Raw genomic sequence first — 25,455 nt, 5'->3', positions numbered from 1 at the left:
TCGGGAGAAGGGGTGCCTCGGTAGGGTGAATAGCCCGAGGGGGCCGCAGTGAAAAGGCCCAAGCGACTGTTTAGCAAAAACACAGGTCTGTGCGAAGCCGTAAGGCGAAGTATACGGGCTGACGCCTGCCCGGTGCTGGAAGGTTAAGGGGAGCGGTTAGGAGCAATCCGAAGCTGTGAACCGAAGCCCCAGTAAACGGCGGCCGTAACTATAACGGTCCTAAGGTAGCGAAATTCCTTGTCAGGTAAATTCTGACCCGCACGAATGGCGTAACGACTTGGGCGCTGTCTCAACGAGAGATCCGGTGAAATTTTAATACCTGTGAAGATGCAGGTTACCCGCGACAAGACGGAAAGACCCCATGGAGCTTTACTGCAGCTTGATATTGGATTTGGGTACGATCTGTACAGGATAGGTGGGAGCCTTTGAAGCATGAGCGCCAGCTTGTGTGGAGGCGACGTTGGGATACCACCCTGATCGTATCTAGGTTCTAACCTGGTACCGTGATCCGGTACGGGGACAGTGTCAGGCGGGCAGTTTGACTGGGGCGGTCGCCTCCTAAAGAGTAACGGAGGCGCCCCAAGGTTCCCTCAGAATGGTTGGAAATCATTCGAAGAGTGCAAAGGCATAAGGGAGCTTGACTGCGAGACCTACAAGTCGAGCAGGGACGAAAGTCGGGCTTAGTGATCCGGTGGTACCGCATGGAAGGGCCATCGCTCAACGGATAAAAGCTACCCTGGGGATAACAGGCTTATCTCCCCCAAGAGTCCACATCGACGGGGAGGTTTGGCACCTCGATGTCGGCTCATCGCATCCTGGGGCTGAAGTAGGTCCCAAGGGTTGGGCTGTTCGCCCATTAAAGCGGTACGCGAGCTGGGTTCAGAACGTCGTGAGACAGTTCGGTCCCTATCTGTCGTGGGCGTAGGAAATTTGAGAGGAGCTGTCCTTAGTACGAGAGGACCGGGATGGACGTACCGCTGGTGCACCAGTTGTTCCGCCAGGAGCATGGCTGGGTAGCTACGTACGGACGGGATAAGCGCTGAAAGCATCTAAGCGTGAAGCCCCCCTCAAGATGAGATTTCCCAACTAGTAAGACCCCTTGAAGACGACGAGGTAGATAGGTTGGAGGTGGAAGTGCAGCAATGCATGGAGCTGACCAATACTAATCGGTCGAGGGCTTATCCTAAAAGCTTTCTGAAAGAAAGCTCGCTACGTAAGCATATAAAACACCCCAAAAAGTGAAGTGAAGCTTTGAAGCTGACACCGAATACTTTTCGGGGACCCCGATACCACATCGGGTAATGCTACGGATTCTAATGTGCTGCAAAGATCGTTTCGTATCTAGTTTTCAGGTGATCAAGCATCTGAGCCGTTTGGTGGCGATGGCGGAAGGGTTCCACGCGTTCCCATACCGAACACGACCGTTAAGCCTTCCAGCGCCGATGGTACTTGGACCGAAGGGTCCCGGGAGAGTAGGACGTCGCCAAGCGAACAACCATAAAGACCGTTATCGAGTCATCGATAACGGTCTTTTCCTATTGCTCCTAAAGAGTGCGATGTTTCTGTACTTGCCCCAAAAGACGATCCTAAGAGATCGTCTTTTTTCGTTTCGCCAAAGATTCATCCTCACGCTTTTTCGCAATCCTCTAAATCAACATAATGAGGCAGCAGTTCCCTGAGCGCACAAGCAAAATTTCCACACTGAAAAATTAGGCTTTACAGAACCAAGCCACTAGTGTACTATTTAACTATAACACCGATACAAAAAGGAGTGGAACTAATACATGAGCGGAAACGATTCAAATAAAGGGACAACGAATATAGAGAATTCCTCAGGGGAATGGGTTGATGGAATCAGTGGATCGGCCTCCACCAATAGGAAAGATGCCAAGAAAGGTCCAGTCGTTCTAACGGTCGAACAAGTTACCAAAACCATTGGCAAGAAGAACATCGTCGATGGGCTATCCTTTGACATTCATCGCGGTGAAATCGTTGGTTTGCTTGGACCGAACGGCGCGGGCAAAACAACAACCATTCGGATGATTGTAGGGTTAATCGAGATGTCCCATGGCGATGTACAGGTAAAAGGGCACAGCATCAAAAAGGACTTCGTTCAAGCCGTCCGGCATATCGGGGGCATCATCGAGAATCCGGAATTCTATCCGTACATGAGCGGTTATGACAACCTGAGACAGTACCAGCGGATGTCTGAGGGAGTGACCATCACGAGAATCATGGAGGTTGTTAAGCTTGTTGGGCTCCAGGATGCCATCCACAAGAAGGTGCGCGCTTATTCCCTGGGAATGCGCCAACGGCTTGGAATAGCGCAGGCCTTGCTGCATAATCCATCCATCCTCATTCTTGACGAGCCGACGAACGGCCTGGATCCAGCGGGTATCCGCGAGATGCGGGATTACTTGAAGCAAATCGCCAAAGATGAGGGAATTGCCATTCTCGTATCCAGCCATCTGCTGTCGGAGATGGAACTGATGTGCAGCCGTGTGGTCGTTATCCAAGAGGGGAAATTCGTAACCGAGCGTTCTATCGGGGGGACAGTCGTTAATGAAGAATTTACTACGGTAAGCTTCCGCGTGAATGACGCGTCCATGGCTGAACAAACGATTAGACATTTGCAAAACATCACATTGCGGAGCACCCAACTGGAGGAGGGAATCATTACCCTTCAACTTCAGGAAGAAGATATTCCTTCGCTGATCCAGACACTGTGTGATGCACGGGTACGGATTTACCGCGTGGAAGAGATCAAATCGTCACTTGAAGAAGAATTCTTAAAATGGACAGGAGGCAACCGCATTGCGTAGCTTTGGAAATCTCGTCTGGAATGAATGGCTCAAAATGTTCAAGAAACGCAGCTTCTTCCTGCCCTATGCGCTTTTGGCCGGAATGGTGGTCTTCACGGCGTTCTTGCTCTATAAGTTTTCCGGTGGGAGCAGTACCGGTTATGAATTTGCCGAGATAGCTGTTACAACCAAGGGAATGGGGCAAGTGCTGACCCTGCTCGCCATTGTCGTGACGGCAGGAGCCGTAGCGAAGGAACACAGCATGGGAACCATCAAATTACTGCTTATACGTGCACAGAGCCGCACCAAAATTTTGGCATCGAAATATGTGGCCGTATTGATTTACATCTTAACACTGGTGGCCTTCATGTTTGCTGTAGCCGTGCTGACAGGTCAAATTACGTTTGGCATGGATGTCGGCTCCGTTACGCTTGGCGACGTGCTCATTGGAGCCGTGAACAACCTGGTGTATACGATCGTTTATGTAACGCTAACCTTTATGGTAGGTATTCTAACGAGATCTACCGGTCCTGCAATCGGTATCGGCATGTTTATGGTCATTATGGAAAGTATGGTGGTACAGCTGCTTGCGCGTTACTCCTGGTCTAAATACCTTCTGTTCCTGAACGTGGATCTTTCCATGTACAGCGGAGGCGCAAGCTCTCCGATTCCAGGCATGAGTTTAACATTCTCAATGATGATGCTCGCTGTATATCTCCTCTTGTTTCTTGCGATAGGCTTTGTTACGTTTAAAAAACGGGATGTCGCATAAGGAACACTGAGTTCGAGGTAGAGCGGCGGAAAGGAGCAACCCGACAGTGAGTATAGAATTCGACAATAATCTGCCGATCTATTTACAGATCATGACGTATTTAAAGAAAGAAATCATCATCGGCAAACTGCAGCCCGGTGATAAAATCCCATCGGTTCGAGAATTAGCGAGTGAGCTTCAAATAAATCCAAACACGGTGCAGCGAACTTTTCAGGAATTGGAGCGTGAGGGTATTGTGGAGACGCGGCGGGGATTGGGTCGATACGTGACAAGCGAGGAATCCAAAATTATGGAAATCAAAAAAGAAATGGCAGGCGATCTGCTGGAACGCTTTATTCGCGGCATGCAGGAGCTTGGCTTTAAAGATCAGGATATCATATCGATCGTGGAAGATGCTGTGAAGCAGCCATGATCCATAGCGGAGGTGAAATCACGGTGGAGAATCTGTTACAGGTAAAGAACGTGACCAAAACGTATGCCGGTGGCCGCAGAGCGTTACATGATGTTAATCTGGATATCAACGGTGGAAAAATCATTGGTTTGCTGGGCACCAACGGCAGTGGTAAGAGTACACTTATGAAAATTGCCGCTGGGTTGATTCAGCCCACAACGGGCGGCGCTTACGTCAACGGCAAACCGGTCGGCCTGGAAACGAAAGCCGTCGTTTCCTTTATGCCGGATCGGCCCGTGACGGAATCCTGGATGAAGGTATCGGATGCGGTGGCATATTTTAAAGATTTTTATGAGGACTTTAATGTGGAGAAGGCACGCAACATGCTGGAGTTCATGAATTTAAAGACCCATGACCGCATCAGTTCCTTATCCAAAGGAATGAATGAGCGCCTGCAGTTAACATTGGCCTTGTCCCGTGAAGCCCAGCTGTATATGCTGGATGAGCCGATTGGCGGAGTGGATCCGGTAGCCCGGGGCAAAATTTTGGATGCGATTGTGGAATTCTACAACGAGGACAGCAGCATTATCATTTCAACCCATTTAGTCCGGGATATTGAGCGGATATTTGATGAAGTGATCTTTATTCAGCGCGGCGAAGTCGTCATGCATGACGAAGTTGAGAACATCCGCCTGAGACACGGAAAAAGCGTGGATGAGATGTTTAAAGAGGTGTATGCAGAATGATGAAACTGTTGAAATACGACTGGAAGAGAAACTCGACCACGCTGCTTGGTGCCTTCGCGATTCTACTCATTATACAGATTGCGATCACGGTCACAGGCTCGATAAGAGAATGGAAGCTTGGAATCATGTTCGGTTTAAGCATGTTGGTATATGGCTCCATGAGCGTACTGCCGCTGGTGGTCGCTTGCAGGACATTCGATTTTAATATCCAGGCATATCACCGGCGTCTGCTCCCCGTGCGTTCTGTCTGGAACGTGGTTTCCTCCCTTATATTGGCTTGCGCGAGTTTACTGGCGCTTTGCGTTCTGATGGCTCTGCATTTGTGGTACTATTGGGACTCCGCAAGCATCCCGTGGGAGACTCTCCATTTTTCGGACTTCCCTGTCCTGTATTATATCGGGCTTGCTCTTCATATGGTATGGAAATTCATCTATTTGATGATAACGATATTTTTTGCCATAACCATGGCCAGAAGTATCACAAAGAAAGGCAGTGTATGGATCGGTATTCTGGTGTTTTTTGTACTGCAGTACATTCTTGGCTGGCTCAGCAACCTGCTCTTTGGAGAAGGAGCAGCATGGATCGGGTCGATGACCACCATTTCGTTCGAGAATGAGGTGAACTTTACCGTATCTGGAGGGCAATATACGTTTGCATGGGGGGCGTTTGCTTTCGATGTAATAATGACTGCCTTGATCTTGTATGCAACGGTTTACCTCATCGACCGGAAGGTTGAGGTTTAACCAAAAAAAGATACTTGGAAATCAGGAAAACGAATGAACAAGGTCTAGACTATAGAACGAACAAAGAGACTGCCTATCGAGGGCAGTTTTTTTGCGTATGGAAGGAGATCATAGGGATGAGACAGAACTAGAATCAAACCCTAGCCTTCCTGAGCAAGAATGGAACCCTCCATTAGATCATGTGAAATAGGGATAAATACGTAATTGTGACTTAAACATTATAACGTTATATTCACGTAGCGCTCGTTCTGTGCTATGCTATAACCACGACACTCAACTTACACAATGTAAACCGACGGGATAAGAGGATCCAAGGCTGGTCCGGCAAGGCTGAAGGAGTGAAACTATGAAAATATTGGAACAGCGTTTTATTATACGCAATGTAAAGACGGTCCAGGAGGATGAACCTTTTGACATTGTCATGGAGAATGGGTTCATAACCGAAATAACGGATGCAAACACGGCCGAGGGTGCCAACAGTTTTGATGGTACAGGTCTATATGTGTCCAGCGGCTGGATCGATATGCATGTCCATGCGGTCGCTAAGCTGGAGCCTTACGGAGATGCCATCGACGAAATCGGCGTTAAGCAAGGGGTTGCCACCATAATCGACGCAGGGAGCTGCGGCGCGGATACGATTGGAGACCTGGCAGCCGAGGTTGCCAGGTCCAAGACGAATGTGTTTGCTTTTCTGAATATTTCGCATATCGGTCTGCAGCGGGTCGACGAGTTGTCCAGTCTGGAATGGATCGATGCCGAGAAGGCAACAAAGGCGGTAAACACGTATCCGGATCTGATCATTGGACTCAAGGCCAGAATTAGTAAAAGTGTCGTCAAGGACAATGGGGTGGAACCGCTTCGACTCGCAAGAAAATTGTCGGATAAAACGTCACTGCCGCTGATGGTACATATCGGGTCAGGGCCACCTCCGATTGAGGAAGTATTGGAGCTGCTTCAGAAAGACGACATTATTACTCATTATTTGAACGGCAAAGCCAACAATTTATTTGATTCGGACGGGAAGCCGATCCCTGCCCTGGTGGAAGCGATAGCTCGCGGCGTCCATCTGGATGTGGGCCATGGAACGGCAAGCTTCTCGTTCTTGGTGGCGGAATATGCCAAGGCCCAAGGGATTAAGCCGGATACGATCAGCACCGATATTTATCGCGGGAATCGCATCCATGGCCCGGTGTACAGTCTGGCTAATGTCATGACGAAGTTCCTGTATCTGGGGTACAGCCTGCAGGAGGTGGTTTCAGCGGTAACGGACCATGCAGCAAGATGGTTGCGCCGTCCGGAGCTTGGCCGAATTCAGGCCGGCGATGCCGCTCACCTGACGCTGTTTGCCCTGCAGCAGGGCGCTATGAGTTTAACGGATTCCGAAGGGGAGACCCGAATCGCTGATCGATATATCGAAGCCAGAGGAGTGGTTGTCAATGGATCATTCATTACATGCTAAATACGGGTTGAAACGAGTGGTTAATGCCAGCGGGCGCATGAGTATTCTTGGCGTATCGGCGCCGACGGATACCGTCATGGAAGCGATGCGGATCGGCGGGCAGAGTTACGTGGAAATCGCGGATCTGGTAGATAAGGCGGGCGACTACATGGCGCGCATCCTTGGTTCCGAGGCTGCGGTCGTTGTCAATTCCGCTTCCAGCGGAATCGCGCTTTCCGTGGCTGGAATCGTCACCGAAGGCAATCGCAGACGCAGTGACCGACTGCACCAGGAGCCAATCGCGAAGAACGAGATTATCATGTTTAAGGGACATAATGTTCAGTATGGTGCACCTGTTGAAACGATGGTTTATCTCGGGGGCGGCAAGGTCGTTGAAGTTGGGTATGCCAACGAAGGGCGCAAGGAGCATATCGCAGAAGCGATTAATGAGCGTACAGCCGCTATTTTGTATGTGAAATCCCATCACTGCGTACAGAAAAATATGATTTCGGTGGAAGAAGTGGCAGAAGTGGCCCAGGCACATGGACTTCCGCTGATTATCGATGCTGCTGCCGAAGAGGATATCCAGAAGTATGTGAAATACGGAGACCTGGCGATATACAGCGGATCCAAGGCAATTGAAGGCCCGACCTCCGGCATTGTCGGCGGCAAACGTCAATACGTCGATTGGGTAAAAGCGCAGCTGCATGGTATTGGGCGCAGCATGAAGGTTGGCAAGGAAACGACGTTTGGACTGCTTCAGGCGCTGGATGAGTATATGGTGAAGGAAGATAAGAGTGAGCAGGAGAAAGCAGCACTGGAGGAAATGAAAACCTTATCGAAATTGCCGGGCATTGAGGTGACCATTGTTCAGGATGAAGCGGGAAGGGCGATCTATAGGGGGCGCGTGAAAGTCGATGAAAATGCGGCCGGGGTCAGTGCCAAGTCCATGAACGATCAGCTTCGTGAAGGCGATATTGCTGTGTACACCAGGGATTACGGCGTTCGCCAGGGATATTTTGATATTGATCCTCGCTCGCTTTCCGGGGATGATTTGCAGGTCATTATAACGAGAATACAGCAGATTGCAGGGGGAAACTAAGATGGCAAACATGGAGAAACGTCTTTACAGAAATCGCGCGGCACTGAACGTGCTTGCAGGCAGCATTCAGAATGCAAAGGAAATTTTTGAAGCTTCGGAAGGGCATGTGCTGGTCGGCGTATTGTCCAAAAATTATCCGAATGCACAAGAGGCCGTTATTGCGATGAAGGAGTACGGCGCCGTTATCGAAGATGCGGTATCGATCGGATTGGGTGCCGGCGATAACCGCCAAGCTGCGGTGGTAGCCGAGATTGTAAAAAGCTACCCAGGCACGCATATCAATCAGGTGTTCCCGGCTGTCGGTGCTACACGTGCCAATCTGGATGGCAAAGAAAGCTGGATTAACAGCCTTGTTTCTCCTTCGGGTCAAGTGGGCTACGTGAATATCTCAACCGGACCGGTGAGCGCCGCCGGATCGGACAAAGCCATCGTACCTGTAAAAGCAGCCATCGCGCTGGTGCGCGATATGGGCGGTAACGCACTGAAGTACTTCCCGATGCAGGGCTTGAAGCTGGAGGATGAGTACCGCGCGGTAGCCAAGGCGTGTGCGGAGGAAGGATTCGCGCTTGAACCAACAGGCGGGATTGATAAAGGGAATTTTGAAGCCATCGTGCGCATCGCATTCGAAGCGGGAGTGCAGCAGGTCATCCCGCACGTGTACTCCTCGATTATCGACTCGACAAGCGGAGATACAATCATTAGCGATGTTCAAGAGCTGCATCGCAAGCTAAAAGCGCTGGTTGATCAATATGCCTAAGACGATTGCCGCATATGGCGAAGTGATGATGCGTCTTCAAGTACCGGGATATGCTTCCTTGGCTCAAGAGAGCCATCTGAATTATTCCTTTTCCGGCACGGGGGTAAACATCGCCTCGGCTGTGGCAAGGTTTGGTCATAACGGTTACCTGGTCAGCACGCTGCCGGATAACCCGCTTGGCGAAGCGGCGGTTTCCTACCTGCGCAGGCTTGGCATCGATACTTCGCTCATAAGCCGCGGAGGCAAATATGTTGGCATGTACTTTTTGGAGAATGGCTTTGGTGTCAGACCCGGACGCGTGACCTATACGGACCGGCTGGGCAGCAGCTTTAACACGGCAGAGGATGCCATGTACGATTTCGGTGCGATTGCCCAAAAGATAGACATGATTCATTTTTGCGGTATAACTCTTTCCATGAATGACACGGTACGAGGTCAAATGAAGACACTGGCTCGTGAAGTTAAGGCTAACGGGGGAACCGTTGTGTTCGATTGCAATTATCGTCCCTCTTTATGGGGGACAGACCGCTATGAGTTTGCCAAGCCGCACTATGAGGAAATGCTGTCATTGGCGGATATCGTCTTTATGAATGAGAAGGATGCTATCTATATCCTTGGTATGGAGACGACCCGGGAGGATCGGAACGAACAGCTGCAGGAGTTGATTCCGAAGGTGGCAGCGAAGTATAATATTACGGTTGCGTCGGGTACCCACCGCAAGATCAACGGGGATAACACCCATTCCCTGCAAGGCTATCTCTACACGGATGGAGCGTTTCATTTTTCCAAAACGTTGACGTTTTCCGTTCATGATCGTATCGGCGCGGGTGATGCTTACGCCAGCGGGGTGATTCACGGGATCTCGGAGGGTTATGAACCGAATCGGACGGTTGATTTTGCCGCAGCTGCGGCGATGCTTGCCCATACCGTAACAGGGGATACGCCGACGGCGAACGAACGCGAAGTGCTTCAGGCAATGAGTCATCATATGTCTGACGTGGAAAGGTAGGAGAAGCATGTCGATCACGCGGAAGAACGGTCCGCTATACTTGCAAATCAAGAAGATCATAAAAGATCGGATTCTGCATGGGGAATATCCACTCGGCTCCCATATTCCTTCCGAGCCGCAGCTGGAGCAGGAATTTAACGTTAGCAAAATGACGGTCCGCAATGCGATCCAGGAGTTGTATCAGGAAGGATATGTAGAGAAGCGGAGCGGGGTAGGAACGATTGTGACCCGGAATACTTCCTTCTCCAAGCTTTCCAAAGGCAAGCTGTTTACCGAGATTCTGGTCGAAGAAGGACACCAGATTCGGAAGCGTCACCTGAAGACGGAATGGGTGCTTAATGAGCCGGATAGCGAACTGTTCTTAAAATTCGGGGAGCGGTGCCTGCTTATTGAACGATTGTATTTACTGGACGGGAGTCCTTTTATTTACTATACTCACTACGTGTCATCCCAAGTGGATATGGGTGAAGAGTTCGGTTCCACCGAACTACCGTCTCTCTATGACCGCATCGAGGAAAGTCAAATTACGCTTGAGAATTTCCGCGACCGTTTCCTGGCAACCGTGGCAAATGAAGAGACTGCCTCCTTGCTTGAAGTAAGTGTAGGCTCTCCGTTACTGAAGCGGCTCAGAACCTCTTATGACGGGACAGGGAGCATCATTGAATACAGCATCGGTTATTATAATACGGAGCTGCAGCACTACTTGATCAGTTATGACGCTTAAAGCTTGACACGATACAGGATTATGATATGGAGAAGTGGCCTTGTAACCGGTTTTCACCGGTATGGAGGCTGCTTCTTTTTTTGCTGCCCTTTGTATGAATTGTTCTTGAAGAAGAGGCTATAAGCGATCAAAGAACTGGGTACAATAAGAATAAAGGCAAAGCGCGATAAATTGAGAAGTACCTCTTGGCAAAATGAAAAAATGTGCTATAATGAGATCAAAGTCAAAGAAAGTCAAAGTCAACGAGAGGGTTCGCTGGTTTTGATTAAGGTTAAAATTAACGTATAAGCAAGGCTCTGTGCGGACGTGTAAGATCACTATCCGTCTTAACGTTTCAAACAGTGGAGGATGAACAGACCAATGCGTAATATCTCTGATATTATCGAACAATACCTGAAGAGCATACTGCAGGAAAGTCCGGAGGGTACCGTTGAAATTCAACGCAACGATCTGGCGGAGCAATTTTCTTGCGTTCCTTCCCAGATTAACTACGTGATCAGTACACGGTTTACGCTGGAGAAGGGCTTTCTTGTCGAGAGCAAGCGCGGCGGGGGCGGGTACATACGCATCCAACGTATCGAGCTTCCCCAGCATACTGCACTCCAGCAGCATCTTCATCATACCATTGGCAGCATGATTGACCAGACGGTGGCTGAAGGATTGATTTACCAGCTGGAGGAGTCCCGTTTTTTAACGAAGCGGGAGGCCAGCGTGATGCGGGCCGCCATTTCACGGGAGTGCCTGAATGTGAAGCTTCCTTATCGGGATGAGCTGCGTGCAAGGATTATGAAGGCGATGCTTATTTCTTTATTAGGTAAGTGAGTCTGTGTAAGGGGGCATCGGATTATGATATGCCAAGAATGCGGTAAACGGCCGGCGACACTTCATTTCACCAAAATTGTGAACGGGGAGAAAACGGAGTTTCATTTTTGTGAAACCTGTGCCCGCGAAAAAGGGGAATTGATCCCCGGCACGTCGAATGGTTTTTCTATACACAGTTTGCTGTCAGGTCTTCTGGATCTGGATCCTTCAGGCAAGGGCCAGAGCCCCGGCGCAAAAATGGCCCAGACGCTGCAGTGCGAAGAATGCGGTATGACGTATTCCCAGTTCAGCAAGCTTGGCCGGTTCGGCTGCAGCTCGTGTTATAAATACTTTTCGGATCGATTGGATCCATTGTTTAAGCGAGTCCATGGAGGAACATCCCATGTCGGCAAAGTGCCAAAGCGTACAGGTGGCCGGATTCAGATCAAACGCCAAATTGATGAGCTTAAGAAGGAGCTTCAAATTCGGATCGTGCAGGAGGAGTTTGAAACGGCTGCCGAGATCCGGGACCAAATCCGTGAGCTGGAGCGAAATATGGCTCAGGGATAAGATTGTAAGATTTTGCACTTTAGTAGGAGGAATGCGTGATGTCTAATCTCCGGTTTACCGATTCGGCGCTGAGCGAGTGGATGCGCGGAAACGGTCAGGATTCCGACATTGTCATCAGCACCCGTGTCAGGGTGGCGCGCAATCTGCAGCATCTTCCTTTCCCGCTGCTGGCAACGGATCAGCAGTCAGGAGAAGTGCTAGAGCGCCTGACGAATGTGTTGAAGAATAAGGACGATTTGCAGGATTTCGGGGATTTACATGTAATTAAATTAAGTGAGATTGATGAGCTGGATAAGAAGGTTCTTGTTGAGAAGCATCTGATCAGTCCCAATCTGGCGAATGAATCCCGAAACGGTGCAGTCATCCTTACGGAAGATGAATCCGTCAGCATTATGATCAATGAAGAGGATCACCTGCGCATACAGTGCTTATATCCCGGATTTCAGGTTCGTGAGGCATGGGCACGTGCCACGGCGCTGGATGATGTTTTTGAATCCGAGATCGATTATGCATTTGATGACAAGCGAGGTTATCTTACCAGCTGTCCGACCAATGTCGGAACCGGCCTTCGCGCATCGGTCATGATGCATCTGCCCGCTCTTGTTATGACACAGCAGATTAACCGGATTCTCTCGGCTGTATCGCAGGTAGGTTTGACTGTAAGAGGGATTTACGGCGAAGGCAGCGAAGCATTAGGCAACCTGTTTCAAATCTCGAATCAGATTACGCTCGGTCAAACCGAGACGGAGATCATTGAGAATCTGCACAGCGTTGCCCTGCAAATCATCGAGCATGAGAAGAATGCCAGAGCCCGGCTCTTGGGTGAATCCAAGCTCCGGATTACGGATCGGGTTATGCGCTCCTATGGCATACTGTCCTATGCGGCGGTGATGGATTCCAAGGAAGCGGCCCAGCGTTTGTCCGATGTTCGGCTTGGCGTGGATCTCGGCCTCTTGGAGGGTCCGGAAATCCCGGTCATGAATGAACTGAATGTGAAGACGCAGCCGGGCTTTCTGCAGAAGACCTATGGAGAGGGCATGACTCCTTCCGAACGCGACATGTACAGGGCTAAGCTTATCAGAGAAACATTGGGTAACCATTAAGGATTTATACTCGTTTTACTGTTGGATGACGGTTTAAGCGTCCTATTGCTGACGATACACCGAAATCCGCGAGGTTCAATATATTAATTGAAACGTGGAGGTGCAATACTATGATGTTTGGCAGATTTACGGAACGTGCACAAAAGGTGCTTGCATTGGCTCAGGAAGAAGCGGTACGACTGGGGCACAACAATATCGGCACAGAACATATCCTGCTAGGACTTATTCGTGAAGGAGACGGCATTGCAGCCAAAGCGCTGATCGGACTTGGACTTGGTCTTGAGAAAATTCAGGATGAAGTCGAAACATTAATCGGACGCGGTCAGGAGCAGCCTACCAACATTGCCTATACGCCAAGAGCGAAAAAGGTAATTGAGCTCTCCATGGACGAAGCTCGTAAGCTTGGTCATACCTACGTAGGTACGGAGCATATTCTGTTGGGGCTGATTCGTGAAGGTGAAGGGGTTGCCGCACGCGTGCTGAACAACCTGGGCATTAGCCTGAACAAAGCCCGCCAGCAAGTGCTGCAGCTGCTCGGCAGCAGCGAAGCGGTATCGAGCCACCATGGCACGCCGCAAAACGTAAGCACGCCTACACTTGACAGCCTCGCTCGCGATCTGACCGCCATTGCCAAAGAAGGCAATTTGGATCCGGTCATTGGACGCAGCAAAGAAATCGAGCGCGTGATTCAAGTGTTGAGCCGCCGTACGAAGAACAACCCGGTGTTGATTGGTGAACCAGGGGTAGGTAAGACGGCGATTGCGGAAGGCCTGGCACAACGCATCATTAACAATGAAATTCCGGAGACACTGCGTGACAAACGCGTCATGACGCTGGATATGGGCTCGGTTGTTGCCGGTACGAAATACCGCGGCGAGTTTGAGGATCGCCTGAAAAAAATCATGGATGAGATTCGTCAAGCGGGCAACATCGTTCTGTTCATCGATGAGCTGCATACCTTGATCGGTGCAGGCGGTGCAGAAGGTGCGATTGACGCTTCCAACATTCTGAAGCCATCATTGGCACGCGGAGAACTTCAGTGCATCGGAGCAACCACACTGGACGAATACCGCAAATATATTGAAAAAGATGCTGCCCTCGAGCGTCGTTTCCAACCGATCACGGTGGACCAACCGTCGCCTGAGGAAGCCATTCAGATTCTGTATGGACTGCGTGACCGTTATGAAGCGCATCACCGCGTGAAAATTACGGATGAAGCGATCGAGCAGGCTGTGAGATTGTCAGACCGCTACATTACGGACCGCTTCCTGCCGGATAAAGCGATTGATCTGATTGACGAGGCTGGTTCAAAAGTTCGCCTTCATACGTATACCATACCGCCTAATCTGAAAGATCAGGAAGCGCATCTGGAGGACATCCGCAAAGAGAAAGACGCAGCTGTCCAAAGCCAGGAATTCGAGAAGGCTGCAGCGCTGCGCGATACGGAGCAGAAGCTCCGCGAAGAACTAGAAATCACGAAGAATCAATGGAAAGAAAAACAAGGACGTACCGATTCCGAGGTAACGCCGGAGGATATCGCCGACGTTGTCGCCAACTGGACGGGTATTCCTGTAAATAAACTGAAAGAAGAAGAGACCGAGCGTCTTCTGAATCTGGAAGAAATCCTCCACAGCCGCGTGATCGGTCAAGAGGAAGCGGTCAAAGCGGTCAGCCGTGCGGTTCGTCGTGCACGCGCAGGCTTGAAAGATCCGAAGCGTCCAATGGGCTCCTTCATCTTCCTGGGTCCTACAGGGGTAGGTAAAACTGAGCTGGCACGCGCTCTTGCTGAAGCGATGTTCGGAGATGAGAATGCGGTTGTGCGGATCGATATGTCCGAGTACATGGAGAAGCATTCCACGTCACGTCTCGTCGGAGCGCCTCCGGGATATGTAGGTTACGAGGAAGGCGGTCAGCTGACCGAGAAAGTACGCCGCAAGCCGTATTCCGTTGTCCTGCTCGACGAAATCGAAAAGGCGCATCCTGAGGTATTCAACATCCTGCTTCAAGTGCTGGAAGATGGACGCTTGACCGATTCCAAGGGCCGCGTGGTGGACTTCCGGAACACCCTGATCATCCTGACCTCCAACGTGGGAGCGGAAGCGATCAAGAAAAATTCTACGCTTGGATTTACTGCGGTGACGGATGCAGGTCGCGATTATAACAACATGAAAGGCAAAGTGATGGATGAGCTCAAGAAGAGCTTCCGTCCGGAGTTCTTGAACCGGATTGACGAGATCATCGTATTCCACTCTCTGGAAGAGAAACACATTGCCGAAATCGTGACATTGATGTCCGACGAGCTGCGCAAGCGTCTGAAGGAATTCGAGGTGCATTTCGAGCTCACAGACAAAGCGAAGACCTTCATTGCGAAGGAAGGATACGATCCGGCCTTCGGTGCCCGCCCGCTGCGCCGGGCTATCCAGAAGCACATCGAGGATCGTCTCTCGGAGGAGCTGCTGAAAGGTACTGTGGCCAAGGGAGATTCGCTCACCATTGATGAAGCAAACGGCGAGCTGGTTGTACACAAGAACGAGAGCGTCACTGCCGCATCAGCCGAAACTGAATAAGATGTACACCCCCCGCTGGAGTTAAATCCAGCGGGGTTTTGTTTTGTTGGTGTGAAGTCAGATTCCGGTACTGCATGATGGGGATATCTTTTGAAGGGTACTCGGTATGAGCTGCTTGTGATTAGTTTGAAATTCCTACAGTTCAACCGAGCGGAGAGGACGGAATCGTTCTGAAGAAGCGATAGCGGTCGCCTTTAAAACCGGGAAACCACTTTTGATATCAATTCCAGTTTCCTGGGTTTAACAGCGATCGTAAGAACGATCCGGCAGCGAAGCGGACACGGTTTTTAGTTTATATTCTCCAGCAATTAAAGCCTTGTATCCCACTCGCCCTTCAAATTTGAAACAAATCCTTCTCATCCCGCGTAAAGTTTCCAATTAACCTTTACGTTGAATTATAAGAAATGGTAAACTTTGAGTAATGCCTGATTTTGCAGGGTTTTACGGAATCCGACAAATGATGTGCGACATAAAGGAGACTCACATGGCAAAAACTAAAACGAAATTTTTCTGTACCGAGTGCGGCTATGAAGCGCCCAAATGGTTCGGAAAATGTCCGGGCTGCCAATCATGGAATTCCATGGTAGAGGAGACCGAGACGGTAATCAAGACGCAGGGGATGAATTCCCCTCTTTTTCATAGTAAAGAAAAACCCCTTTCGATCATAAATATAGAAAGCGGTAAAGAACCCAGAATCCAGACGGGCATTGCGGAATTGAACCGTGTGCTCGGCGGCGGGCTTGTCCCAGGTTCACTTGTGTTAGTCGGCGGTGATCCCGGCATCGGCAAATCCACGCTGCTGCTGCAAGCCTCCAATCGATTGGCTCAGAACGGTATACGCGTTCTGTACATTTCCGGTGAGGAATCCGTACGCCAGACCAAGCTGCGTGCAGATCGGCTCGGGGCGCTGTCCCCGGAGCTGTTTGTCCTATGTGAAACCAATCTCGAATCAATTGAGGAAGCCATTGAGAACGTAAAGCCTGGCTTTGTTGTCATTGACTCCATTCAGACGGTGTATTTGCCGGAGGTAACCAGTGCACCGGGCAGCGTTTCCCAGGTACGGGAGTGTACGGCACGATTCATGCGATTGGCGAAGGTGAAGGGCATAGCGACCGTCCTGGTCGGTCATGTGACCAAGGAAGGCGCTATTGCAGGCCCAAGGATGCTGGAGCACATGGTGGACTGTGTGCTTTATTTTGAAGGAGAGCGTCACCATACTTACCGTTTGCTTCGTGCGGTAAAGAACCGTTTCGGTTCGACGAATGAGATTGGCATTTTTGAGATGGGTGAGGATGGACTTCGGGAAGTCGGGAATCCATCCGAACTGTTTTTATCTGAACGGCCTTTAGGTGTAGCGGGTTCAACCGTTGTTGCAAGCATGGAGGGAACTCGCCCGGTTCTGGTCGAACTGCAGGCGCTCATCTCCACAACCCACTTCCCGTCACCGCGCCGAATGGGCACAGGGGTGGACCACCACCGCATGAATCTAATCATTGCCGTGCTGGAGAAACGGATGGGCATGTACCTGCAAACCCAAGACGCCTATCTGAACGTAGCGGGCGGCGTGAAGCTCGATGAACCTGCGGTGGATCTGGCCATAGCGGTCAGCATAGCGTCCAGCTTCCGCGACATTCCGACCAAGCCGTATGACGTTATTTTTGGCGAGGTAGGTTTGACCGGTGAGGTTCGGGCCGTTTCAAGAGCGGAGCAGAGGGTAAGAGAAGCCGAGAAGCTGGGTTTTAAGCGCGTACTCATGCCGGAGAAGAGTTTGAAGGGATGGAAGCATCCGAAAGGAATACAAATTATAGGAGTAAACACCGTTGCAGATGCATTAGCGGTTGCGTTAGATTAGGGGGCATACGAAGGTGAAAGAAACGAGCCAACTGGACAAAATGAATGATTTGCTAAAGCTGGTAGCACCGGGAACGCCGTTTCGCGACGGACTGGAGAACGTGCTGCGGGCGAAGACGGGCGCCCTGATCGTTGTAGGCTACAGCCCGGAGGTAATGGAAGTTGTCGACGGCGGCTTCTCCATTAACTGCGATTTTTCGCCAAACTATTTATACGAGCTGGCCAAGATGGACGGCGCCATCATCCTTAGTGAAGACTTGAAACGAATCTTATATGCGAATACCCAGCTGATTCCGGATTCCTCGATCTCTTCCATCGAGACAGGGATACGGCACAGAACAGCGGAGCGGGTAGCGAAACAGACAGGTAAGCTGGTTGTGTCCATCTCGCAGCGCCGAAACATCATTACGCTGTATCAAGGATCGCTGCGGTATGCATTGAAGGAAATCGGCGTTATCCTAACCAAGGCCAATCAGGCTATACAGACCTTGGAGCGATACCGCGTGGTGCTTAATCAATCACTCACCAACCTCTCGGCGTCTGAATTTGAAGAACTGGTTACCATTCCGGAAGTCGTGAATGTGATACAGCGCGTCGAGATGGTGCTCCGCATCAAGAAGGAGATCAAGCGTTATATCAACGAGCTCGGTAACGAAGGCCGCTTGATCAGCATGCAGATGGATGAGCTTGTGAGCAATATGGAGGAAGAGGCTTGGCTGCTGTATGCGGACTATGCCCGGGAGTACAGCGAGGAGAAGATCCGCGAGATCATTCTCGCGCTGAAGCGTTCAACGGATGAGGAGCTGCTGGACATTCATCATATTGTAAGACTTCTTGGTTATCCGGCTTCCGCCGCTGCATCGGAGGAAGAAATACTGCCGCGTGGTTACCGAATTTTGAACAAAATCCCGCGCCTGCCGAATGTGATCGTTCGTAATCTGGTAGATCAGTTCCATGATTTATCCAGCATTATGACCGCTTCCATCCATGAACTTGATGAAGTGGACGGGATTGGCGAAGTTCGCGCACGCACCATTAAAGAAGGTCTGAAACGATTGCAAGAACAAGTATTCATTGACAGACAAATCTAAAAGACCTACAATCGATGTTCGTACGTAACATTAATGAGGTGAATAAAAAATGACGAAATCAATTCCGAACATGTTTACTTTAGGTAATCTGTTTCTCGGAATGATTGGTATCATCTTGGCGACGGAAGGTCGAACGAGTATGGCGGCTATTATGATTATCATTGCCATGCTCCTTGACGGACTGGACGGTCGGGTAGCTCGGGCGTTAAATGCCCAAAGCGAGCTCGGTAAGGAACTTGACTCATTATCCGATGTAATTTCATTTGGCGTAGCACCGGCACTCATTATGTATACCGTAGCGTTTACGGATATTAATACAGCACTGGCTTGGACAGTGACCGCCATATTTCCGATGTGCGGCGCACTGCGTCTTGCAAGATTTAATGTTCGTCCGGGCATACCGGGATATTTTATCGGCCTGCCGATCCCCGCTGCGGGAGGCGTGCTGGCAACCTTGGCGTTATTCCATGAAGAGATTACAGCAACTTATATGATTATTGCCGTACTTCTGCTTTCTTATCTTATGGTTAGCGCAGTCAAGTACCCGAACTTCAAGAAGATTGGCATTCCGAAAACAGCGATTAAATTTACGCCCCTCGTCATCATTGGCGCAGTTATGGTTGCCGTGTTCTTACCAGAGCAGACCTCCAAGCTGATATTCTTGCCATTGGTCCTGTACGCAGGTTATGGCTTGCAGCAGAATTTCCGCAGGCTGAACCGCAAAAAACGTCGCAAAAAGGATGATCCCAATTCAGATGAGGCCTATCAATCCTCTGACCGATAAGCCGGATTCGGACATAGCTCCAAATAAAAAGCATTTATTTCCCTGCTAGCGCAGCGAGATAAATGCTTTTTTGTATGCATGGAGTGCCTTGCCGTTACGAACCGTCATCTTGTTGAGGGTCTTACGACAGGTTAAAAATACCCAATGTGGAGCATTTCTGCGACTCCTTGACAACAACCTCATCCAGTTGAATGTCCAGAAGATTCGCAAGGGCAGACATATAAAATAGGTTGCGGCCAAGCTCGGTGCTAACCGCTTCACGGCAATTCTCGCACAGATGGCCTTCGACGTGCGTGCCGGCTAATTCCCGGGCTGATTCGAGATCAGCGCCGATATCGAAGGTTTGCTTCGTAGCGTGGAGCTCGATGCATCCGCATTCTGTGATGGCCTTGGTTACGGCCCGGTTGACTGAAGCATTGCTTTGACCATTTTTAGACAGAACATCCAAGAGACTGCGGTGACGGAGCAACAATTCGGAAACTTGGTCCTGAAAAGCCTGTAAACTAGGAGCGCTCATTTATACATCCACCTCGATATTATGAATTGAGTTCATTATATTCCACTAGTTCAGGCGATTTCAACCAATTTCAGGTGTCTGCAGGCGGTCAATTCCATTTGTGAGGTTGATGTCAGTGCACGTCAAAGCCTGATGGGGGTAGGCGAAACCGGTAGAATATGGGGATATGGAAATATTATAAAAAAAACGTCAATCGATTCGCTTCAACAGAAGAGACACCGCGTTTTTGGGGATGTTTATCCTGCGATGATCCAATTTATTGGGTTCCAGCGAAAAACGTTACATTCGATAATCTTAAAAAAAGATGGGCCGGCACGATTACGACTTTATAAATTGGACCATACTGGAAAATAGAAGCAAAGATATTCAGGTATAAAAAGGAGGTGTGCGGAAGCTCATGTTAAAAAAAGCTATTTTAGCATTTACAGTATTATGCGGAGCATGGGGCGGGTATACGTTATATCATACAATGGAACGGTCTTTCTCAGGGCTCTCGCCTATTTTTGGACAAGGTTTATTTGCAGCGGGAAGCGGAGCCTTCGCGGTGCTTGGAGGATTATTGTTTGGCATGATCGGCGTGCTGTCAGCGGATCGGGTCACGAGATGGCTGCACAGCCTGATCACTTCGTTCTCCCGGATTCCGATGAATGAGCTGGCTGCGGGTACAGCGGGACTGTTGAGCGGCCTGCTGCTGTCGCTATTGCTGTCACCGGGGTTGTCCTTGCTTGGACAAGCAGGGCAGCTGCTGCAGGTTGGCATTACGCTGCTCGGCGGTTACGTCGGGTTTCGCATTGGACTGGAGAAGAAGGATGAATTGGCGTCCTTGTGGATGTCGGGCAAGTGGAGCCAAGCCGCTGAGCCTGAGGGCCGGCGAATAGAGGAACATAAGATTTTGGATACGAGTGTCATTATTGACGGGAGAATTGCGGATATTTGCAAGACCGGATTTATCGAAGGAACGATTGTCATTCCTGAGTTTGTTCTGGAGGAACTTCAGCATATTGCGGATTCCTCAGACCTTCTTAAGCGAAATCGCGGCCGGCGCGGCCTTGATATTTTGAACAAAATCCAGAAAGAGCTGGATGTCAAGGTACTCATTTATGAAGGCGACTTTGAGGAAATATCCGAGGTCGACAGCAAGCTGGTGAAGCTGGCCAAAGTGCTTCAGGGCAAAGTGGTCACCAATGATTTTAACTTGAATAAGGTTTGCGAGCTGCAGGGCGTGTCGGTCCTGAACATTAATGATCTCGCTAACGCGGTCAAACCGGTGGTCCTGCCAGGGGAAGAAATACTGGTACAGATTATCAAGGACGGCAAGGAGCATGGTCAAGGCGTCGCGTATCTGGATGACGGCACGATGATCGTCGTGGAGGGCGGCCGCGAGTACATCGGCACGATGATGGAAGTGCTCGTTACCAGCGTACTGCAAACCTCGGCGGGCCGAATGATCTTCGCAAAACCAAAACTGTTGGAAAAAGCCCAGTAAAGGGGTATGATGGGGATATACATATCCGCTATTCGTCCTTTTGGGGCGTGTTGGGTTAGACAGGAGTTTGGTGCTTGATGAGTAACTTTGGCGCTGTCATTGTAGCGGCGGGAAAAGGAACGAGGATGGGCACCCGGGAGAGCAAGCAGTACCTGGCTCTGAACGGAAAGCCCATTATCGTTCATACGCTTGAAGCATTCAGCCGGATACCATGGCTGCAGGAAATTGTGCTTGTGACGGGGATGGAGGATGTCCATCGCTGCGAATCCTGGATACAGGAATACGGTTTGGACAAGGTGTCCGCTGTAATCCCGGGGGGAAGCGAGAGGCAGCAGTCCGTATACCAAGGCATCAAGCAAATTTCTTCAGAATGGGTAATGATACATGACGGCGTAAGGCCGTTTGTAACGCAAGAGGAGATTGAAGCCTGCCGCGATGCGGCAATCCGCGAGGGCGCCTCGGTACTTGGGGTTCCCGTGAAGGATACGATTAAACAGGTGAACGGTAAGGGGCAGATTACAGGCACCCCGGACCGTCAAAGTCTGTGGGCCGTTCAGACCCCACAGGCTTTTCGTCTTTCCGATCTGCTGTCCGCCCATGAGGCAGCGGCGAAGGATGGATTTACAGGCACCGACGATGCCATGCTGATGGAGCGGGCAGGACATCCGGTAACCGTGGTGGAGGGGAAATACAGCAATATTAAAATCACCACGCCGGAGGATCTGGAATATGCAGCTTTTTTACAGAAACGTAAGGGAGAGGACATGGAATGATTCGAGTAGGACAGGGGTTTGACGTACATCAGCTTGTAGAAGGAAGGCCGTGCATCATCGGAGGCGTCACGATTCCTTATGAGAAAGGGCTTCTCGGGCACTCCGACGCCGACGTGCTGCTGCACGCCGTAACGGACGCGATCCTGGGGGCGCTTGGGCTCGGCGACATTGGGCGCCACTTTCCCGATAACGATCCTGCCTTTAAAGACGCCGACAGCCTGAAGCTTTTGGAGCAGGTATGGGTCATGGCCAAGGAACGCGGGTATACACTTGGTAATATCGATTCCACGATAATTGCGCAGAAGCCAAAGATGGCAACCTATATTCCGCAGATGGCGGAAGTGATCGCCAAAGCGCTGGATGCTGAGGTGGATCAGGTGAACGTGAAGGCGACCACTACCGAGCAGCTCGGGTTTACCGGCAGGGGCGAAGGAATCGCCGCGCAATCGGTTGTCTGCCTCGTAAAAGGTGTGCTATCATCTTGAAGTATGTGTTCAATAAGGGGATATTTTGAGCTAGGAATCTTGAAAGAATAGGGAAGCGGAGGGGTTTACAATGACCGGAGAAGTCCGCGTGCGCTATGCACCGAGTCCAACGGGACATTTACATATCGGCAATGCCAGAACGGCATTATTCAATTATTTATTCGCCCGCAAGAACAACGGGAAATTCATTATCCGCATCGAGGATACGGATGTAAAACGCAACGTAGAAGGCGGAGAGCAAAGCCAGCTGAAATACTTGAAGTGGCTTGGCATGGACTGGGATGAAAGCGTGGATGTCGGGGGCGAGTACGGGCCTTACCGCCAGACCGAGCGTCTTGATATTTATAAACAATATTGGCAGGACCTTCTGGATCGCGGGCTTGCTTACCGCTGCTACTGCACGGAAGAAGAGCTGGAGCAGGAGCGGGAAGAGCAGATGGCTCGCGGCGAGACGCCGCGCTATTCCGGGAAGCACCGGGAGTTGACGGAAGAGCAGCGGCAGGCGTTTGAGGCTGAAGGCCGTGTGGCCAGCATCCGCTTCCGCGTTCCGGAAGATCGTATCTACACATTCGATGATATGGTGAAGGGTACGATTTCGTTTAACAGCAAAGAGACGGGCGACTTCGTTATCGTCAAAAAAGACGGCATTCCTACCTACAATTTCGCGGTAGCCTTAGACGATCATCTGATGAAGATCAGCCATGTGCTCCGCGGAGAGGATCATATCTCCAATACGCCGCGCCAGCTGATGATCTATGAAGCCTTCGGGTGGGAGCCGCCTCAGTTCGGACATATGACCCTGATCGTGGGCGAGGATCATAAGAAGCTGAGCAAGCGTAATGAATCGATCATCCAGTTCATCGAGCAGTATGACCAGCTTGGCTATTTGCCAGAAGCGCTGTTCAACTTCATCTCGCTGCTTGGCTGGTCTCCGGAAGGGGAAGAGGAAGTGTTCTCCCAAGAGCAGCTGATCTCGATCTTCGATGAGCATCGTCTGTCCAAGAGTCCGGCGGTATTCGATACGAACAAGCTGGCTCACCTGAACAACACGTATATCAAGAACGCGGATCCGGATCGGATTGCCGATTTAGCCATTCCGCATCTGCAAAAAGCTAGCCGCTTGCCGTCCGAGCTTACGGCCGAGCAAGAGGAGTGGGCACGCGCGCTCGTAGCGCTCTACCAGGAGCAGCTGACGGCTGCTGCGGATATCGTGGATCTGTCGGAAGTGTTCTTCCGTACGCATCTGGAGCTGGATGCCGAAGGGATTGAAGTCATGGGCGGCGAGCAGGTCCCTGCCGTATTGTCGGCATTCCTTGCGAAGATCGAGCAGAGTGATGAGTTTAACGCTCCGAAGATTGCGGCGCTGATCAAGGAAGTTCAGAAGGAGACCGGATTTAAGGGCAAACAGCTCTTTATGCCGATCCGCGTAGCCTTGACGGGACAAACCCATGGCCGCGACCTGAACCAGACGATCTGGCTGCTTGGCAGGGATCGCGTGCTTGACCGTTTGCGTTCTCAGATCAAAGGCGCATAAATCGGGCGGCTTCCTCGATAAACGTTCCTTGTCAGCCCGTATATCATCAGTTATAATTACACCAAACTATAAGTGAAGTATTCTTTGATCTAGGTTAAGGTTTGGTAGCAGTCACTCTTACGGCGAAAGTAGCGGAGAGGCCGGAATTGTGCTGTAGAAGCGAAGCGTTCGCCTTTGCATTCCGATTTCCACCTAAGTAATAATCGTTAAAGAAATCGGAAGGCAACAGCGATCGGAAGCACAATCCGGAATCGCAGCGTTCTATAGAGCGTTGTCGTTGTTGCCATCAACTAGATCAACAAATATTAAACATATAAAAGCTACGATCAGGAGAAGTACGCGTAAAACAGGCACGTTCCAGAGAGGACAATCGGCAGAAGACAAGGACCACTTGAATTTGCCGGCTGAGAGTTGTCCCGTCGCCTGCAGCGGAAATGCACCTGTGAGCTGCATGGTTGAAGCGAACATAATCGTTAGATCATGCCGGTCGTCTGCCGTTAATGACATGAAGAGAATCGGTAGAATCCGTCCCTGACGAAGGGAGGAGACTTGTGCCGGTTCTAAGCAGAGTGGAACCGCGGTCTAGCGCCTCTGCAGCGATAAGCTGCAGGGGCGTTTTTTAGTTGCAGGAATAACGATGGATAGCAAGTTGCATGCGCGATTGGAAGAGGGGAAAGAGGGAGCGTTCATGTTTAAACAGATGAAATCGGATATTCGGACAGTGTTCGAGAATGACCCGGCTGCCCGGGGACTTTTTGAAGTGGTATTCACCTACTCGGGGCTTCACGCATTATGGGCGCACCGGGTAGCTCATGCATTATTTAAGCGGCGATGGTATACGCTGGCCCGGTTGATATCCCAGTTCAGCCGGTTTATGACAGGGATCGAGATTCATCCGGGAGCCCGTATCGGGCAGCGGCTGTTCATTGACCATGGGATGGGGGTTGTCATTGGAGAGACCTGTGAGATTGGGGATGACGTGGTGATCTACCAGGGGGTTACGCTTGGAGGAACCGGTAAGGAAAAAGGCAAGCGGCACCCAACCATCGGCAACAACGTGGTCATCGGTTCGGGGGCGAAAGTGCTAGGTTCCTTTACGATTGGGGATAACTGTAACATTGGTTCCAATGCAGTCGTATTAAGACCTGTTCCCCAAAACAGCACCGTTGTCGGCAATCCGGGGAAAATCGTGAAACAGAACGGGGAGCGGGTGCGCGACCGGCTGGATCACACGAATCTGCCCGATCCGATTGTTGATATGCTCCGTTCGATGCAGAAGGAGATCGATCAGCTTCGGGCGGAGCTTCATGAGAGCAAACGAAACCAGCCTCAACGCATGGTATCCGAGGCCGTTGTGTCTTCGGCCAAAGAAGAGTAAGCCCGTAAGCCGTGAAGGAACAATAAGCGATG

At 50.6% G+C, this 25,455-nt stretch carries 23 protein-coding genes and 2 rRNA genes (1 of these 25 running past the window's edge); 24 read left to right on the top strand and 1 reads right to left on the bottom strand.

Annotated features, from left to right (window positions below; all coding sequences use genetic code 11):
* The 19 genes from MKY82_RS30990 to pssA all read left to right on the top strand — a co-directional run.
* Window positions 1–1,186, top strand: a 23S ribosomal RNA gene (locus MKY82_RS30990); it begins 1,743 nt to the left of the window's first position.
* Between the two features lie 186 nt (window positions 1,187–1,372).
* Window positions 1,373–1,489: ribosomal RNA gene (gene rrf / locus MKY82_RS30985) — 5S ribosomal RNA — on the top strand.
* 295 nt (window positions 1,490–1,784) lie between these two features.
* A complete protein-coding gene (locus MKY82_RS30980; RefSeq protein ID WP_339294969.1) occupies window positions 1,785–2,822 on the top strand; it encodes an ABC transporter ATP-binding protein in 1,038 nt (345 codons plus the stop codon).
* A complete protein-coding gene (locus MKY82_RS30975) occupies window positions 2,815–3,573 on the top strand; it encodes a DUF2705 family protein (RefSeq protein WP_220683753.1) in 759 nt (252 codons plus the stop codon). Before MKY82_RS30980 ends, MKY82_RS30975 begins: the two co-directional genes overlap by 8 nt.
* A 46-nt stretch (window positions 3,574–3,619) precedes the next feature.
* Window positions 3,620–3,985 (top strand): GntR family transcriptional regulator, encoded by a 366-nt coding sequence (locus MKY82_RS30970; RefSeq protein WP_076326254.1) that lies wholly within the window; start codon window positions 3,620–3,622, stop codon window positions 3,983–3,985.
* Between the two features lie 23 nt (window positions 3,986–4,008).
* A complete protein-coding gene (locus tag MKY82_RS30965; RefSeq protein WP_220687306.1) occupies window positions 4,009–4,710 on the top strand; it encodes an ABC transporter ATP-binding protein in 702 nt (233 codons plus the stop codon).
* Complete coding sequence (locus tag MKY82_RS30960) at window positions 4,707–5,453, top strand: hypothetical protein (RefSeq protein WP_339294968.1); 747 nt, start codon at window positions 4,707–4,709, stop codon at window positions 5,451–5,453. Before MKY82_RS30965 ends, MKY82_RS30960 begins: the two co-directional genes overlap by 4 nt.
* Window positions 5,454–5,808: 355 nt before the next feature.
* On the top strand, window positions 5,809–6,912 hold the full coding sequence (locus tag MKY82_RS30955; RefSeq protein WP_339296730.1) for an amidohydrolase/deacetylase family metallohydrolase: 1,104 nt from the start codon (window positions 5,809–5,811) through the stop codon (window positions 6,910–6,912).
* Window positions 6,890–7,993 carry a DgaE family pyridoxal phosphate-dependent ammonia lyase gene (locus MKY82_RS30950; protein WP_339294967.1) on the top strand — a complete coding sequence of 368 codons (1,104 nt, stop codon included), beginning with the start codon at window positions 6,890–6,892 and terminating at the stop codon, window positions 7,991–7,993. Before MKY82_RS30955 ends, MKY82_RS30950 begins: the two co-directional genes overlap by 23 nt.
* Before the next feature lies 1 nt (window position 7,994).
* Window positions 7,995–8,750, top strand: a complete 756-nt coding sequence (locus MKY82_RS30945; protein WP_339294966.1) for a KDGP aldolase family protein — start codon at window positions 7,995–7,997, stop codon at window positions 8,748–8,750.
* The gene (locus tag MKY82_RS30940) at window positions 8,743–9,759 is read left to right on the top strand and encodes a sugar kinase (protein WP_194544716.1); all 1,017 of its coding nucleotides are present in this window, start codon (window positions 8,743–8,745) and stop codon (window positions 9,757–9,759) included. Before MKY82_RS30945 ends, MKY82_RS30940 begins: the two co-directional genes overlap by 8 nt.
* A gap of 7 nt (window positions 9,760–9,766) precedes the next feature.
* On the top strand, window positions 9,767–10,483 hold the full coding sequence (locus MKY82_RS30935; RefSeq protein WP_194544715.1) for a GntR family transcriptional regulator: 717 nt from the start codon (window positions 9,767–9,769) through the stop codon (window positions 10,481–10,483).
* Between the two features lie 360 nt (window positions 10,484–10,843).
* A complete protein-coding gene (locus MKY82_RS30930) occupies window positions 10,844–11,305 on the top strand; it encodes a CtsR family transcriptional regulator (protein WP_194544714.1) in 462 nt (153 codons plus the stop codon).
* 24 nt (window positions 11,306–11,329) lie between these two features.
* A complete protein-coding gene (locus MKY82_RS30925; protein ID WP_194544713.1) occupies window positions 11,330–11,854 on the top strand; it encodes a UvrB/UvrC motif-containing protein in 525 nt (174 codons plus the stop codon).
* Between the two features lie 38 nt (window positions 11,855–11,892).
* Window positions 11,893–12,957, top strand: a complete 1,065-nt coding sequence (locus MKY82_RS30920; protein ID WP_220683757.1) for a protein arginine kinase — start codon at window positions 11,893–11,895, stop codon at window positions 12,955–12,957.
* A 110-nt stretch (window positions 12,958–13,067) separates the two neighbouring features.
* Window positions 13,068–15,524: an ATP-dependent protease ATP-binding subunit ClpC gene (gene clpC / locus MKY82_RS30915; protein ID WP_339294965.1), complete on the top strand. Its 2,457-nt coding sequence runs from the start codon at window positions 13,068–13,070 to the stop codon at window positions 15,522–15,524.
* Between the two features lie 484 nt (window positions 15,525–16,008).
* The gene (radA, locus tag MKY82_RS30910) at window positions 16,009–17,376 is read left to right on the top strand and encodes a DNA repair protein RadA (RefSeq protein ID WP_098749113.1); all 1,368 of its coding nucleotides are present in this window, start codon (window positions 16,009–16,011) and stop codon (window positions 17,374–17,376) included.
* Window positions 17,377–17,389: 13 nt separating this feature from the next.
* Window positions 17,390–18,466 (top strand): DNA integrity scanning diadenylate cyclase DisA, encoded by a 1,077-nt coding sequence (gene disA, locus MKY82_RS30905; RefSeq protein ID WP_071221037.1) that lies wholly within the window; start codon window positions 17,390–17,392, stop codon window positions 18,464–18,466.
* A 49-nt stretch (window positions 18,467–18,515) separates the two neighbouring features.
* On the top strand, window positions 18,516–19,250 hold the full coding sequence (pssA, locus tag MKY82_RS30900; RefSeq protein WP_071221036.1) for a CDP-diacylglycerol--serine O-phosphatidyltransferase: 735 nt from the start codon (window positions 18,516–18,518) through the stop codon (window positions 19,248–19,250).
* 121 nt (window positions 19,251–19,371) lie between these two features.
* Here pssA and MKY82_RS30895 read toward each other — a convergent pair whose 3' ends face one another.
* Window positions 19,372–19,767, bottom strand: coding sequence for a DUF1573 domain-containing protein (locus MKY82_RS30895; RefSeq protein ID WP_071221035.1), 396 nt, complete (start codon window positions 19,765–19,767; stop codon window positions 19,372–19,374).
* A gap of 397 nt (window positions 19,768–20,164) precedes the next feature.
* On the opposite strand from MKY82_RS30895, the gene MKY82_RS30890 reads away from it, so the two are divergent.
* From MKY82_RS30890 to cysE, 5 genes are all read left to right on the top strand, one after another.
* Window positions 20,165–21,253, top strand: coding sequence for a PIN/TRAM domain-containing protein (locus tag MKY82_RS30890; protein WP_194544710.1), 1,089 nt, complete (start codon window positions 20,165–20,167; stop codon window positions 21,251–21,253).
* 77 nt (window positions 21,254–21,330) lie between these two features.
* Window positions 21,331–22,026, top strand: a complete 696-nt coding sequence (gene ispD / locus MKY82_RS30885) for a 2-C-methyl-D-erythritol 4-phosphate cytidylyltransferase (RefSeq protein ID WP_233355097.1) — start codon at window positions 21,331–21,333, stop codon at window positions 22,024–22,026.
* Complete coding sequence (gene ispF, locus MKY82_RS30880; RefSeq protein ID WP_339294964.1) at window positions 22,023–22,511, top strand: 2-C-methyl-D-erythritol 2,4-cyclodiphosphate synthase; 489 nt, start codon at window positions 22,023–22,025, stop codon at window positions 22,509–22,511. The genes ispD and ispF overlap by 4 nt, the downstream gene beginning before the upstream one ends.
* A 70-nt stretch (window positions 22,512–22,581) precedes the next feature.
* On the top strand, window positions 22,582–24,045 hold the full coding sequence (gene gltX / locus MKY82_RS30875; RefSeq protein ID WP_339294963.1) for a glutamate--tRNA ligase: 1,464 nt from the start codon (window positions 22,582–22,584) through the stop codon (window positions 24,043–24,045).
* A gap of 688 nt (window positions 24,046–24,733) precedes the next feature.
* Window positions 24,734–25,423, top strand: a complete 690-nt coding sequence (gene cysE, locus MKY82_RS30870) for a serine O-acetyltransferase (RefSeq protein ID WP_339294962.1) — start codon at window positions 24,734–24,736, stop codon at window positions 25,421–25,423.
* The last annotated feature ends 32 nt before the right edge of the window (window positions 25,424–25,455 follow it).

Origin of the sequence: Paenibacillus sp. FSL W7-1279 (genome assembly GCF_037969845.1) — a bacterium.
Taxonomy (GTDB): domain Bacteria; phylum Bacillota; class Bacilli; order Paenibacillales; family Paenibacillaceae; genus Paenibacillus_AQ.
Note: the sequence above shows the minus strand (reverse complement) of the source record. Positions and strands in the feature narration are given on the sequence as shown.

What these genes read in the sequence shown, in the direction of transcription:
- MKY82_RS30980 (WP_339294969.1), top strand. Translation starts at nt 1,785, where the DNA reads ATGAGCGGAAACGATTCAAATAAAGGGACAACGAATATAGAGAATTCC.
- MKY82_RS30960 (WP_339294968.1), top strand. Translation starts at nt 4,707, where the DNA reads ATGATGAAACTGTTGAAATACGACTGGAAGAGAAACTCGACCACGCTG.
- MKY82_RS30950 (WP_339294967.1), top strand. Translation starts at nt 6,890, where the DNA reads ATGGATCATTCATTACATGCTAAATACGGGTTGAAACGAGTGGTTAAT.
- MKY82_RS30945 (WP_339294966.1), top strand. Translation starts at nt 7,995, where the DNA reads ATGGCAAACATGGAGAAACGTCTTTACAGAAATCGCGCGGCACTGAAC.
- MKY82_RS30940 (WP_194544716.1), top strand. Translation starts at nt 8,743, where the DNA reads ATGCCTAAGACGATTGCCGCATATGGCGAAGTGATGATGCGTCTTCAA.
- MKY82_RS30935 (WP_194544715.1), top strand. Translation starts at nt 9,767, where the DNA reads ATGTCGATCACGCGGAAGAACGGTCCGCTATACTTGCAAATCAAGAAG.
- MKY82_RS30930 (WP_194544714.1), top strand. Translation starts at nt 10,844, where the DNA reads ATGCGTAATATCTCTGATATTATCGAACAATACCTGAAGAGCATACTG.
- MKY82_RS30925 (WP_194544713.1), top strand. Translation starts at nt 11,330, where the DNA reads ATGATATGCCAAGAATGCGGTAAACGGCCGGCGACACTTCATTTCACC.
- MKY82_RS30920 (WP_220683757.1), top strand. Translation starts at nt 11,893, where the DNA reads ATGTCTAATCTCCGGTTTACCGATTCGGCGCTGAGCGAGTGGATGCGC.
- clpC (WP_339294965.1), top strand. Translation starts at nt 13,068, where the DNA reads ATGATGTTTGGCAGATTTACGGAACGTGCACAAAAGGTGCTTGCATTG.
- radA (WP_098749113.1), top strand. Translation starts at nt 16,009, where the DNA reads ATGGCAAAAACTAAAACGAAATTTTTCTGTACCGAGTGCGGCTATGAA.
- pssA (WP_071221036.1), top strand. Translation starts at nt 18,516, where the DNA reads ATGACGAAATCAATTCCGAACATGTTTACTTTAGGTAATCTGTTTCTC.
- MKY82_RS30895 (WP_071221035.1), bottom strand. Translation starts at nt 19,767, where the DNA reads ATGAGCGCTCCTAGTTTACAGGCTTTTCAGGACCAAGTTTCCGAATTG.
- MKY82_RS30890 (WP_194544710.1), top strand. Translation starts at nt 20,165, where the DNA reads ATGTTAAAAAAAGCTATTTTAGCATTTACAGTATTATGCGGAGCATGG.
- ispD (WP_233355097.1), top strand. Translation starts at nt 21,331, where the DNA reads ATGAGTAACTTTGGCGCTGTCATTGTAGCGGCGGGAAAAGGAACGAGG.
- ispF (WP_339294964.1), top strand. Translation starts at nt 22,023, where the DNA reads ATGATTCGAGTAGGACAGGGGTTTGACGTACATCAGCTTGTAGAAGGA.
- gltX (WP_339294963.1), top strand. Translation starts at nt 22,582, where the DNA reads ATGACCGGAGAAGTCCGCGTGCGCTATGCACCGAGTCCAACGGGACAT.
- cysE (WP_339294962.1), top strand. Translation starts at nt 24,734, where the DNA reads ATGTTTAAACAGATGAAATCGGATATTCGGACAGTGTTCGAGAATGAC.